The 12,205-nt window shown below is 71.5% G+C and carries 14 protein-coding genes; 9 read left to right on the top strand and 5 right to left on the bottom strand.

Going from position 1 to position 12,205, the window contains the following annotated elements; genetic code table 11:
- Position 1: 1 nt before the first annotated feature.
- Together ACLJQE_RS03475 and ACLJQE_RS03470 are read left to right on the top strand one after the other, a co-directional pair.
- Positions 2-1,183, top strand: coding sequence for a pyridoxal phosphate-dependent aminotransferase (locus ACLJQE_RS03475; protein WP_410637448.1), 1,182 nt, complete (start codon positions 2-4; stop codon positions 1,181-1,183).
- Between the two features lie 97 nt (positions 1,184-1,280).
- Positions 1,281-1,472 carry a hypothetical protein gene (locus tag ACLJQE_RS03470; protein ID WP_410637447.1) on the top strand — a complete coding sequence of 64 codons (192 nt, stop codon included), beginning with the start codon at positions 1,281-1,283 and terminating at the stop codon, positions 1,470-1,472.
- Here ACLJQE_RS03470 and ACLJQE_RS03465 read toward each other — a convergent pair.
- The 3 genes from ACLJQE_RS03465 to ACLJQE_RS03455 all read right to left on the bottom strand — a co-directional run bounded on the left by ACLJQE_RS03465 (position 1,466) and on the right by ACLJQE_RS03455 (position 3,989).
- Positions 1,466-2,284, bottom strand: coding sequence for an SAM-dependent methyltransferase (locus ACLJQE_RS03465; RefSeq protein ID WP_410637446.1), 819 nt, complete (start codon positions 2,282-2,284; stop codon positions 1,466-1,468). The genes ACLJQE_RS03470 and ACLJQE_RS03465 overlap by 7 nt on opposite strands.
- 85 nt (positions 2,285-2,369) lie before the next feature.
- Positions 2,370-2,948 carry an HAD family hydrolase gene (locus tag ACLJQE_RS03460; RefSeq protein ID WP_410637445.1) on the bottom strand — a complete coding sequence of 193 codons (579 nt, stop codon included), beginning with the start codon at positions 2,946-2,948 and terminating at the stop codon, positions 2,370-2,372.
- 18 nt (positions 2,949-2,966) lie between these two features.
- Positions 2,967-3,989 carry a threonine aldolase family protein gene (locus ACLJQE_RS03455; protein WP_410637444.1) on the bottom strand — a complete coding sequence of 341 codons (1,023 nt, stop codon included), beginning with the start codon at positions 3,987-3,989 and terminating at the stop codon, positions 2,967-2,969.
- A gap of 136 nt (positions 3,990-4,125) precedes the next feature.
- On the opposite strand from ACLJQE_RS03455, the gene ACLJQE_RS03450 reads away from it, so the two are divergent.
- The 3 genes from ACLJQE_RS03450 to ACLJQE_RS03440 are packed head-to-tail and all read left to right on the top strand — an operon-like array spanning position 4,126 to position 5,969.
- Entirely contained in the window at positions 4,126-4,635 is a 510-nt protein-coding gene (locus ACLJQE_RS03450; RefSeq protein ID WP_410637443.1) for a SigE family RNA polymerase sigma factor, read from the top strand.
- Complete coding sequence (locus tag ACLJQE_RS03445) at positions 4,628-5,341, top strand: hypothetical protein (protein ID WP_410637442.1); 714 nt, start codon at positions 4,628-4,630, stop codon at positions 5,339-5,341. The genes ACLJQE_RS03450 and ACLJQE_RS03445 overlap by 8 nt, the downstream gene beginning before the upstream one ends.
- 34 nt (positions 5,342-5,375) lie before the next feature.
- Entirely contained in the window at positions 5,376-5,969 is a 594-nt protein-coding gene (locus ACLJQE_RS03440) for a TetR/AcrR family transcriptional regulator (RefSeq protein ID WP_410637441.1), read from the top strand.
- A gap of 5 nt (positions 5,970-5,974) precedes the next feature.
- Here ACLJQE_RS03440 and ACLJQE_RS03435 read toward each other — a convergent pair whose 3' ends face one another.
- On the bottom strand, positions 5,975-6,676 hold the full coding sequence (locus tag ACLJQE_RS03435; RefSeq protein WP_410637440.1) for a FadR/GntR family transcriptional regulator: 702 nt from the start codon (positions 6,674-6,676) through the stop codon (positions 5,975-5,977).
- Between the two features lie 83 nt (positions 6,677-6,759).
- Complete coding sequence (locus ACLJQE_RS03430) at positions 6,760-7,764, bottom strand: lactonase family protein (protein ID WP_410637439.1); 1,005 nt, start codon at positions 7,762-7,764, stop codon at positions 6,760-6,762.
- Positions 7,765-7,946: 182 nt separating this feature from the next.
- On the opposite strand from ACLJQE_RS03430, the gene ACLJQE_RS03425 reads away from it, so the two are divergent.
- The 4 genes from ACLJQE_RS03425 (at position 7,947) to ACLJQE_RS03410 (ending at position 12,204) form a co-directional block, all read left to right on the top strand.
- Positions 7,947-8,624, top strand: coding sequence for an SDR family NAD(P)-dependent oxidoreductase (locus ACLJQE_RS03425; RefSeq protein WP_410637438.1), 678 nt, complete (start codon positions 7,947-7,949; stop codon positions 8,622-8,624).
- Between the two features lie 13 nt (positions 8,625-8,637).
- A complete protein-coding gene (dgoD, locus tag ACLJQE_RS03420) occupies positions 8,638-9,783 on the top strand; it encodes a galactonate dehydratase (RefSeq protein WP_410637437.1) in 1,146 nt (381 codons plus the stop codon).
- A gap of 60 nt (positions 9,784-9,843) precedes the next feature.
- A complete protein-coding gene (purB, locus tag ACLJQE_RS03415; protein ID WP_410637436.1) occupies positions 9,844-11,271 on the top strand; it encodes an adenylosuccinate lyase in 1,428 nt (475 codons plus the stop codon).
- 114 nt (positions 11,272-11,385) lie between these two features.
- Positions 11,386-12,204, top strand: coding sequence for a substrate-binding periplasmic protein (locus tag ACLJQE_RS03410; RefSeq protein WP_410637435.1), 819 nt, complete (start codon positions 11,386-11,388; stop codon positions 12,202-12,204).
- Position 12,205: the final 1 nt, after the last annotated feature.

Here is a 12,205-nt window from a genome sequence, read left to right as displayed (position 1 = left end):
CATGGCCGACCTCGGAGCTTTCGCCGGGCCCGCGTTGCGGGCCGGCGTGCCGCCCTTCCACGTCATGGACGTTCTCTCCGCGGCCGGGGCGCGGCAGCGCAGTCACGGCGATCTCGTGTCGCTCGCGGCCGGGCAGCCGTCCGCGCCCGCGCCGAAGCCCGTGCTCGAGGCCGCCCAAGAGGCCCTTCGCCGGAGCACCCTCGGCTACACCGAGCAGCTCGGTGTCCCCGAACTGCGCGAGGCCGTGGCCGGGCACTACCGGAAGCGGTACGACGTCGACGTCCAAGCGCACGACGTCGTCCTGACCACCGGCTCGTCCGGGGGTTTCCTGCTCGCCTTCCTCAGCGCCTTCGACCCCGGGGCGAAGGTGGCGATGGCGCGGCCCGGCTACCCGGCCTACCGCAACCTGCTCTCCGTCCTGGGCTGCGAGGTCGTCGAGTTCGCCACCACCGCCGAGACGAACTTCCAGCCCACCGTCGCCCTGCTCGACGAGCTCGGGCCGATCGACGGCCTGATCGTCGCCAGCCCGAGCAACCCCACCGGCACCGTGCTGCCGCCCGGGGAACTGGCCGCCATCACCGGCTGGTGCTCGTCGCACGGCGTCCAGCTGATCAGCGACGAGATCTACCACGGCATCTCCTACGGCGCCGAACTCGACTGCGCGTGGCAGTACGGCCGCGAGCCGATCGTGCTCGGCAGCTTCTCGAAGTACTTCGCGATGACCGGCTGGCGGCTCGGCTGGATGCTCGTGCCGCAGCGCCTGCACCGCGCGGTCGATGTCCTGACCGGCAACTTCACCATCTGCCCGCCCGCGGTTTCGCAGTACGCGGCCCTCGCCGCCTTCACGCCCGAGGCGTACGCGGAAGCCGACGCGCACGTCGAGCGGTACCGCGCCAACCGGGATCGCCTCTTCGCCGGCCTGCAGCGCATCGGTCTCGACAAGCTCGCTCCCGCCGACGGCGCCTTCTACGCGTACGCCGACGTCAGTGCCTACACCCGGGACAGCTTGAGCTGGTGCCAGCGGCTGCTCGCCGACACCGGGCTCGCCATCACCCCCGGCGTCGACTTCGACCCGGTCGACGGCGGCAAGTACGTCCGGTTCTCCTTCGCCGGCAGCGCCGAGGACATCGACGAAGGGGTCCGCCGCCTGGGGGCCTGGCTGGCCAGGGGGAACCCTGAATAAACCCCGAACGTTGGCCTTCCGAGGGGAGTTTCACCGCGGCAGGTGGCAGTGTGGAGCCATCGGGCCGGTGGGGCCACGGGGAAACATCGGAGGAACCATGTTCTGGAAGATCGTCGGCGGCCTGATCGTCGCCTGGGTGGCGTTCATGGTGCTGGGCGCCGTGATCGGCTTCGTGTTCAAGGCGGTCCTGTGGATCGCCGTCATCGGCGGCATCGCCTTCCTCGGCGCGGCCGGCTACAAGGCGATCACCAGCGGCAAGAAGGACCCCCGGCGCATCAACCGCTACTGAGGAATCCGCGCCACGCCGCCCAGCGCCGTCCAGTTGACCGGCGTCAGCGGCGCCAGGCGCGGCCCGTCCGGCCACCACAGGTGCGGCGCGGTCAGCCCCGGCTCGAGCAGGTCGAGGCCGTCGAAGAACGACGTGATCTCGGCTCGCGTGCGGTAGCGCGTGTCGAGTCCGATGTGGCCGAAGCGCTCCTGCAGGGACGTCGCGACGGCGGCCGCGTCGGAGCCGTCGTCCGGGTTGTGCTGGTGCAGCAGGATCAGGTATGAGCCCGGCGCCAGCGCGCCGACGTAGGACTTGACCACCTGCTGTGCCTGCTGGAGGTCGGCGATGTGGTCGACGACGCCGCAGAGCACGAGCCCGGCGGGCCGGTCGAAGTCGATGAACCGCGCGACCCCGGCGAGCGTCTCGCCGGGGTTCAGCGGGTCGGTGCCGCAGATGTGCGTGAAGTCGTTGTCGACGAGCAGGGCGCGGCCGTGCGCCTCCACCACCGGGTCGTCGCCGACGTAGACGACGCGCGCCTCCGGGTTGTACTTCTGCGCCACCTGGTGGGTGTTCTCCGCGGTCGGGAAGCCGGAAGCGAGGTCGAGGAACTGGTCGACGGCCAGCCGCTCGGTCAGGTAGCGGACGGCGCGCACCAGCCACTGCCGCATTTCCCGCGCCATGGCCGGGGCCTCCGGCGCGATCGCCATCAGCTGCCGCAGGACGGCGCGATCGGGCTCGTAGTGGTTCTGCCCGCCCATCAGCGCGTCGGTGACGCGTGCGACGCTCGGCCGTTCGAAGTCGACGTGGGCCGACGGTCGTTCGCTCATCGCCATGGGCACCTACCGGGGGAGTGTGGGACGCCCAGCCTAGAACACGGGGATCACGGCGGGTAGGCGGCCATGCGGTGCGCGTGAGTGCTCAGTCCAGCCAGGCGCGGGCCGCGTCGGCGCCGTTCCAGACGTGGGCGCGGAGCCCCACCGCCCGTGCGCCGTCCACATTGGACTCGCGGTCGTCGAAGAACAGGCAGTCGGCAGGCTCGGCGCCGAGCTCGTCGAGCAGGAGGCGGAAGATCTTCGCGTCCGGTTTGACGCATCGGACGTCACCCGAGAACAGCGTCACGCGGAAGTACCGCGCCCAGTCCTGCGCGCGGACCCATTCGCCGAACGCGACCGGCGCGTTCGACAGCAGCGCCAGGTTCGCGCCTGCGTCGGAGAGCGCTTCGAGCAGCGCCGCCGACGACGGCTCCAGGTGACCCCAGCCCTCGACGTCGATGCGGGTCAGTTCGGCCGACAGCGCCTGGTCGACCGGTGCGCCCACGGCGTTGCCGACCGCCTGCCAGTACTCGAGCGGCGTGCTGCCGGCGTCGTAGGGGATCCGGTACTCCCAATAGGCCTTCAGGAACTCCGGCAGCGGCGCGCCCATCGCCGTGGCCAGGTCGGGCAGTGCGGCGCTCGGCTTGCTGAGCACGTCGCCGTAGTCGAACACGATCCAGTTCATCGGGTCCCCCAGTGCTGTTCAGACGCCGGACTTGAGCCGGCGCAGGGCTTCTTCGACGTCGGTCGCGCTCAGGTCCCGGTGAGTGACGAACCGGACCTTGCCCGCCATCGGCACCGCGCGGATGCCGAGCGAGTCGAGCCAGGCCAGCGCGGTCGGGATGTCGGGCACCTGGGCGAGCACGATGTTGGTGTCCGGAACGTTCGTCGCCCAGCCGTACTCGGTCAGGCCCTCGGCCAGGCGCCGGGCGTTCTCGTGCGACTCGGCCAGGTCGGGGATGCGGTCCAGCGCGATCAGGCAGGCCGCGGCCAGTACGCCGCCCTGCCGGACGCCGCCGCCGAGCATCTGCCGCATCCGGCGTGCCCGTTCGACGAAGGCCGCGCTGCCCGCGACGACCGAGCCGACCGGCGCGCCGAGGCCCTTGCTGAAGCAGGCCGACACGGTGTCGACGCCGACGGTGAGCGCGGCGGGCGGCACTTCGAGCGCCACCGCGGCCTGCCACAGCCGGGCGCCGTCGAGGTGCACGGTCAGGCCCGCTTCCTTGGCGACGGACAGCAGCTGGGCGTGCTCGTCGGGCGGTGTCACCGCGCCGCCGGCCGCGTTGTGGGTGTTCTCGAGACAGAGCAGGGATGTCCGTAATGTGAAGTATGGCCCGGGTTGTCCGATCGCGGCTGCGAGGGCGTCAGGCGATGGACGGCCCGGGCCGCCGTCGTGCTCGAGGATGTCCGGCATGCCGCCGGCCAGCCACGCGGCCGAGCCCAGCTCGTTGGCCAGCACGTGCGCGCCCCGGGTGGCGAGGAACCGGTCGCCGCGCTGCAGGTGCAGGCTCAGCGCGATCAGGTTGGCCATGGTCCCGCTCGGCACCCAGAGCGCGGCCGGCATGCCCAGGACGTGCGCCGCCCGCTCCTCCAGGGCCGCGACCGTGGGGTCGCGCTCGAGCACGTTGTCCCCGACCTCGGCGGAAGCCATCGCCGCCCGCATCGTTTCATCCGGCCGGGTGACGGTGTCGGAGCGGAAGTCCAGTACGGGCGGGCTGAAGGTCACGTTGTGATCACATCACACCCACGTCGTGGGGATCAATGAGCCCGGCGGTGGTCGAACCCACTCGGTCCGTGCAACCGTGGTGGCCCCTGATTCCGTCCTCCCGGGCGAACGACGATCGAGCGGAGCAAGACTGCGCGTGGACCAGCGCGACGAGCAGGAGTTCGCGGAGTACTTCGCCGCCAGGCGGGACGCCGTGCGCCGGACCGCGTACATGCTCTGCGGCGACTGGCACCGGGCGGACGACCTCGCGCAGACGGCGTTCGTCGCACTGCACCGGAGGTGGACGAAGATCAGGGATCGCGCGGCGACCGACGCGTACGTGCGCACGACGCTCGTCCGGGCGTCGATCGACGAATCGCGGCGTCCGTGGCGGCGCGAGTGGCAGACCGAGACGCTGCCGGAGCCGTCCGACGACACGCCCGGCCTCGACGACCTCGTCGCGACCAGGGAGGACCTGCTCGCGGCGCTGAAGGAAGTGCCGCCCAAGCAGCGGGCGGTGCTGGTCATGCGGTTCTTCGAAGGACTCGACGTGACCGGCGCGGCGAAGGCGCTGGGCTGCAGCGAAGGCAACGTGAAGAGCCAGACCGCCCGCGGGCTGGCGAACCTGAGGCAGGTCCTCGAACGGGAGGTGGAGACCAATGGATGAGCAGGAGCTGCGCTCGTTGTTCTCCGCCGCGCCGCCGGACGCGCCGTCGCCGACGTTCTCCCGCGACGACATCGTCCGCGAATCCCGCCGCCAGACCGTGCGCCGCCGGAACCGGATCACCACCGGGGTGAGCGCCGTCGCCCTGGTCGTCGCCGGGTTCGGCGCGTACGGGGTGCTCTCCGGGGGTACCCCCAAATCGATGACCGCGGCGGACAACGCCGCGCCCGCGCAATCCGGACCGGGCTCCGCGCAACCGGGCGACGGCTCGATGCGTCCTGAGATCGGTGGGGAGTCACCGAACTTCCCGGCTCAGCCACCCCAGCAGGGGGGTGCCGGGGACGGGAAGACCGGCCAGCTGGCCGAAGGCGCCTCCGGGTGCGAACAGGTGGACGGGGAGCTCGCCATCGCCCTCGCTGGCGAGCTCCCCGGCCACGTCGCCGCCACCCGGGCCGTCCCGGGCGGCGCCTGTTCGACGGTGTCCCGGTCCGCCGGGTTCCCGGTCCCGGGCGGCGAAGTCGCCGCGGCGGTGTACCCGAAGGGCATCCCCGAAGTCTTCAAGTCCCAGCCCGCCGGCACCGTCACGGCCCGGGTCGGTACCGCGTCCGGTGGGGTGTTGGTGCTGGTCAGCGTGCCTTCTCCTGGAGCGGCGGCGCCGTACGCGGGTCAGGTGGACCGGTTCGCGCAGGATCTCGCGCCCCGCTTCTGAGCCCGGGTCCACCCGGTTGGCAGAATGACCGGCCATGACCGCTGCGACCACCCCGAAGGGGGAGCGACGGCGCGCCGCGCTCGTCGAGGCCGCCGCGAAACTGCTCGTCGAGGGCGGGTTCGACGCCGTGCGGCACCGGGCGGTCGCCGAACGGGCCGGCCTGCCGCTCGCGTCGACGACGTACTACTTCGATTCACTGGAAGACCTGGTCACGGCGGCCGTCGAGCACCACTCGAACGCCGAGCTGGCGACCGGCCGCCGCCGGCTCGACGAGCTCGCCACCCGCAACCGCGGGGTGCAGGCGACCGTCGACCTGGTGCTGGACCTGCTGCTCGGCCCGGAGAGCGGCGACCCGGCCGCCGACGCCGAAGCCGTCCTCCTGCGGTACGAGCGGCTGGTCGCGACCGGCCGCCGCCCGTACCTGCGGCCGCTGATGCGGACGCTGTCGGCCCAGCTCAACGAGCTGCTGACGGAGATCTTCGCCCGCTCGGGCACCCCGGTCACCGCCACCGAGCTGGAGCGGCTGGTCGCGCTGGTCGACGGCGCGGTCGTCAACGCGCTGATCGCGGTCGACCCCGAGCCGCGCGCGGCAGCCGCCCGGATGCTCCAGGCGGCCCTCGCCGGATGAGCGGCCTACCGCGTGCGCTGAGCCCTCTCGAGGTCTTCGCGGGCCTTCGTGACGAGGGCGAGCATCGCCTGTTCCGCCGCGGCCGCGTCGCCCGCGACGATCGCGTCGAACACCTTCCGGTGGCTCGGCACCGGGTCTTCCGCGGTTGAGGCACCGTGCACGAGCTTGTCGCGCTCGGCCAGCCCGATCGCGATGATCCGTTCCATCCGCACCAGGAAGTTGTTGTGCGTGGCGGCCATCAGCCGCCGGTGGAAGGCGAGGTCGGCCTGGACGCTCGCCTCGGGGTCGTCGCCCGCGGCGGCCATGTCGGCCAGCGCGTCCCGCAGCGATTCGATGTCTTCGTCCGACGCCCGTCCGGCCGCGAGCCGGGCGGCGGCGGGTTCGACGACCGCGCGGACCTCGGTGAGCTCGTCGAGCAGTCCGGGGTCGTCGGCGGCCGCGGTCTGCCAGCGCATGACGTCGGCGTCGAGCATGTTCCACTTCTCGCGCGGCTGGACGAAGGTGCCGCGCTTCTGCCGGGCGTCGATCATGCCCTTGGCGGCCAGCACCTTCAGCGCTTCCCGCAGCGCGGTCAGGCTGATGTCGAGTTCTTCGCGCAGCGCGGGCAGGTCCAGGACGGCGCCCTCGCCCCACTCGTCGGAGAGGATCCGGCTGGCCAGTGCCTCCACGGTCTGGCCGTGCAGCCCGCGTGGCCGGTGTTCGGTCAATGGAGGGCCCTCTCAGCCGGCCGGTCGTGACCGCTGCATCCTACGCCGCCCGGGAAGTTCTCATAATTTATCAATAAACGTCGTCAGGGCAGCGAAACCGGCAGCACGAAGGTCGGTGACCCCGTCGGGTAGTACCGCAGCTCCGCCTCGCCGGACGCGCTCAGCGTGAACGCGGTGATCGCGTCCTCCGACTGCGCGGCCACGTAACAAGTCCCGTCCACCAGCGCGAAGTGCCGCGGGTTCGCGCCGCACGGCTGGTCCGCCACCGCGGCCGCGTCGTCCAGCGCGAACTCCGTCACGCAGTCCGGGCCGCGGTTCGACACGTACAGGCGCGAGTCGGCCAGTTCCAGGTGTGCCACCAGGTTGGGTGTCACCGACGACAGCGTCGACGGCGTCGACGACACCACCTCGAAGGCGCCCGGCGCCTTCTCGCGGACCGTCACCAGCGTTCCGGCCAGCTCGCCCACGACGTACGCCAAGTCGGTGCCCGGGCGGCGCACCAGCTGGCGCGGTCCCGTGCCCGGCGGCAGCGAGGACACCGCCAGCGGCTCCAGCCCGCCCGACGACGTCAGCGTGTAGCTGCGGATTTCGTCCGTGCCCAGGTCGACCGCGCTCACGACGGAACCGTCCGGCGACGGGACCGCCATGTGGACGTGCGCTGCTTCCTGGCGGTCGGACACCGGGCCGCTGCCGCTGTGCCGGACCAGCGCGGTTCGCGAAACCGGGGCACCCGTTGACGACAGCGAGAACACCGCCAGGCTGCCGCCGGTGTAGTTGGCGCACAACAGGAACCGGCCGTCCGGCGTCACCGCCAGGTGGCACGGGTGCGCGCCGCCCGTCTCCGCGGTGCCCAGTGCGGACAGCTCGCCCGACGGCGAGAAGGTCAACGCCGTCACGCCGCCGTCCGCGGTCTCGTTGGCCGCGTACAGCACCGGCAACGACGGGTGGCGCACCAGCCAGGACGGCGACTCCAGCGGCAGCGAAGCCACTTCGCGCAGCGAGCCGGACGGTGACCGCGAGAGCGTCGTGATCCCGGTGCCGTTCCCCGCATCGCCGGTGTAGCACCCGACGAAGACCAGCTCAGCCATGCGTGCTCCTCACAGATCCGGGCGACCGCACCCACCGGGAGCCAGCCTGGCACGTCGTCCGGGCCGGTGCCGCCGGGGTGCTCCTGATTGAAATCCTAATTTAGGAGTTATCTTGACGGCTCTGGCGGCTCTTTGTCAGGCTGGCTTCCGGCGACCACGTTCACGGAAGGGTCTGAGAGGCGATGCCCACAGCGGTGGTGACCGGAGCGGCGTCCGGGATCGGGGCGGCGACCGCGCGGAAACTCCTGGCCGACGGCTACCGCGTGCTGGGCGTGGACATCGCCGAACTCCCCGGCGGCGTCGTCCCGGTCCGCGGCGACGTCCGGGACGAAGCGACCTGGGCGGCCATCGGCGAGGTGGACGCCCTGGTCAGCAACGCCTACGTACCCAGCACCGGGCCGCTGCACGAACTGGACCGAGCCGGCTGGCAGCGTCAGCTCGACGTCAACCTGACCGGCGCTTACCTGGCCGTGAAGGCGTGCCTGCCGTCGTTGCGGGAGAGGCACGGCGCGATCGTGCTGGTCTCGTCGGTGCACGCGCACTTCGGCCTGCCGGGCCACCCCGCGTATGCGGCGAGCAAGGGCGCGCTCGTCGCGCTGGCCCGGCAGCTGGCCGTCGAGTACGCCCCCGAGGTGCGGGTCAACTCCGTGCTCCCGGGGCCGGTGCTCACCGAGGCCTGGAACCGCATCTCGCCGGAGGACCGCGAACGCAGCGCGCGGGCGACCCCGGCGGGGCGCCTCGGCCGGCCGGCGGAAGTCGCGGACGTGATCGCGTTCCTGCTCTCGGCCGCGGCGTCGTTCGTCACCGGCGCCGAACTGACCGTCGACGGCGGCTGGTCCGCCGCCAAGGATTCCGCGTAGAAACGGGGGCACGGTGAAGGTCACCGCGATCGAAACGTTCCTGGTCGCGCCGCGCTGGCTGTTCCTCAAGGTCAGCACGGACGAAGGGGTCAGCGGCTGGGGCGAGCCCGTGGTCGAGGGCCGCGCGGAGACCGTGCGCGCGGCCGTGCACGAGCTCTCGGAGCTGCTGATCGGCCAGGACCCGCTCCGCATCGAGGACCACTGGCAGGTGCTGCGCCGCGGCGGGTTCTACCGCGGCGGCCCGGTGCTTTCCAGTGCGCTCGCCGGATTCGACCACGCGCTGTGGGACATCGCGGGCAAGGTCCGCAACGCGCCGGTGCACGAGCTGCTCGGCGGGCCGGTCCGCGACCGCGTCCGGGTCTACAGCTGGGTCGGCGGCGACCGGCCCGCCGGCCTCCGTGAAGCCGTGGCCGCGCAGGTCGAGGCCGGGTTCACCGCGGTCAAGATGAACGTCGCCGGCCCGCTGGCCGCGATCGCGTCGCCCGCGGAGGCCGACGCCGCGGTGGCGCGCGCGTGGGAAGCGCGGGAGGTGCTCGGCCCGCACCGCGACCTCGCGATCGACTTCCACGGCCGCGTCTCGCCCGCGATGGCGCGCCGGCTGGTGCGGATGCTCGAGGACGTCCAGCCGATGTTCGTCGAGGAGCCGGTGCTGCCGGAGACGCAGGGCGACGCACTTCGCACGGTTGTCGAGGCCTCCACGGTGCCGATCGCGGTCGGCGAGCGGCTCTATTCGCGCTGGGAGTTCAAGCCGGTGCTCGACGCCGGCGTCGCGGTGGTCCAGCCCGATCCGTCGCACGCCGGCGGCATCTCGGAGCTGCGGCGGATCGGTGCGCTGGCCGAGATGTACGGCGCTTCGCTGGCACCCCACTGTCCACTGGGCCCGATTTCACTGGCCGCGTCGCTGCAGATCGCGTTCGCGACGCCGAACTTCCTGATCCAGGAACAGAGTGCGGGCATGCACTACCACGAGGGCCGCGAGCACGGGTACCTCGTCGATCCGTCGGTCTTCGCCTTCCAGGACGGTTACGCGGCCCGGCCGCGCAAGCCCGGCCTCGGCATCGAGGTCGACGAAGCGGCCGTTCGCCGGGCCGACGAGGTCGGGCACACCTGGCGGTCGCCGGTGTGGCGCCACGACGACGGGGGCCTCGCCGAATGGTGAAAGCGCCGCTGTGCTGCCTGCCACGGCAATCCGGCTGACCTGCGCAGGTATCGTGAGGGCGTGACGGACAAGCCCCGCATTCCGAACGTGCTCGCCGCCCGCTACGCCTCGGCGGAGCTGGTCTCGCTCTGGTCCCCGGAGCAGAAGGTCGTCCTGGAACGGCAGCTCTGGCTCGCCGTCCTCAAGGCACAGCGAGACCTCGGCGTCGAGGTGCCGGACGGCGTCGTCGAGGCCTACGAGCGGGTGCTGGAGAACGTCGACCTCGAGTCGATCGCCGCCCGCGAGCGCGTCACCCGGCACGACGTCAAGGCGCGGATCGAGGAATTCAGCGACCTCGCCGGCCAAGAACACATCCACAAGGGCATGACCTCGCGCGACCTCACCGAGAACGTCGAGCAGCTGCAGCTGCTCCGCTCGCTGGAGCTCGTGCGGACCCGCGTCGGCGCCGTGCTGGCGCGGCTGGCCACGCTCGCCGTCGAGCACGCCGACACCGTCATGGCCGGGCGCTCGCACAACGTCGCCGCGCAGGCCACCACCCTCGGCAAGCGGTTCGCCACCGCGGCCGACGAGCTGCTGGTCGCCTTCGAGCGGCTCGACAACCTCATCGAGCGGTACCCGCTGCGCGGTATCAAGGGCCCGGTCGGCACCGCGCAGGACATGCTCGACCTGCTCGGCGACGAGTCCACTTTGGACCAGCTCGAGGACCGCGTCATGCAGCACCTCGGCTTCAACCGGCGGTTCGTCAGCGTCGGCCAGGTGTACCCGCGCTCGCTCGACTTCGACGTGCTGTCCACTGTGGTCCAGCTCGCCGCGGCGCCGTCCAGCCTGGCCAAGACCATCCGGCTGATGGCGGGCCACGAGCTGGTCACCGAGGGCTTCAAGCCCGGCCAGGTCGGCTCGTCCGCCATGCCGCACAAGATGAACACCCGCTCGTGCGAGCGCGTGAACGGCCTGGCCGTCGTGCTGCGCGGCTACCTGTCGATGATCGGCGAGCTCGCCGGTGACCAGTGGAACGAGGGCGACGTCTCCGACTCGGTCGTCCGGCGTGTGGCGCTGCCGGACGCGTTCTTCGCGCTCGACGGCCTGCTGGAGACGTTCCTCACCGTGCTCGCCGAGTTCGGCGCCTTCCCGGCGGTGATCGAGCGTGAGCTGGATCGCTATCTGCCGTTCCTCACCACGACGAAGGTGCTCATGGCGTCGGTCCGCGGCGGCGTCGGACGTGAAACGGCCCACGAAGCGATCAAAGAGCACTCGGTCGCCGTCGCGCTCGAGATGCGCGAAGGCCGCGCCGAGAACGACCTCCTCGACCGGTTCGCGGCCGACGAGCGCATCCCGCTCGACCGCGGTGAGCTGGACAAACTCCTCGCCGACCGGATTTCGTTCACCGGCACGGCCGGGCGGCAGGTCACGCAGGTGGCCGAGCGCGTCGCGCAGGTCCTCGAGCGGTTCCCCGAGGCCGCCGGCTACGTGCCGCAGCCGATCCTGTGAGCTGACCCACCAGTCCACGGACTGGAACGAATCCACTCGAACGGGCGAAATCCCTAATCTCGATCGCTGACCACGGAGCGCTTCCCGGCGCCAGTCCTCACCATGGAAGAAGCGATGAGATCCACGCTGTCCAAGATCGCCGCCGCCCTGACCGCGGGCGCGCTGACGTTGACCCTCGCCGCCTGCGGTGGTTCCGACGCGGGGTCGACCACCCTGCGCGTCGGGACGCTGAGCGACGCCCCGCCGTCGATCTACCTGGAGAACGGCCGGTTCACCGGCTACGACAACGAGCTGCTGCGCGACATCGCCAAGCGTGAAGGCTTCGAGGTCGAGTTCGTCGGCACCGAGTTCGCCAGCCTGCTCGCCGGCGTCGCGGGCGGCAAGTTCGACATCGGCAGCTCGACGATCTCGAGCACCGAGGCGCGCAAGAAGACGGTCGCCTTCTCCAACGGCTACAACACCGGCTTCACCACGATCGTCACGGCCAAGGGCGCAAACCTGAAGGACGTCGCTTCGCTGGGCGGCAAGCGTCTCGGCGTCGTCCAGGGTTCGGTGCAGGACGAGTTCGCGGGCAAGGTCGCCGGGGCCCAGGTCGTCCGCTTCCCGGACTACAACGCGGGCTTCGCGCAGCTGAAGAACGGCACGCTCGACGGCTGGGTCGTCCCGCAGGACATCGGGCAGAAGTACCTGGACCAGAACCCGGCCGTCCCGCTCGAGCTCGGGTACACCGTCGAGGACAAGGACACGCCGTCGGCGTTCGCGGTGGCCAAGACGAACACCGACCTGCTGAACAAGCTCAACGACGGCCTGGCGAAGGCCATCGCGGACGGCACGGTCGCCCGGATCTACGGGCAGTTCTACAAGAACACCCCGCTGTCGACGGAACTCCGGCAGGGCGGCCCCGGCCTGCCCGTGAAGAACCTGGGTGCGTGAC

Source organism: Amycolatopsis sp. lyj-346, assembly GCF_046548975.1.
In the GTDB taxonomy this organism is placed as follows: Bacteria; Actinomycetota; Actinomycetes; order Mycobacteriales; family Pseudonocardiaceae; genus Amycolatopsis.
This window is presented reverse-complemented; position numbering and strand designations above follow the sequence as displayed.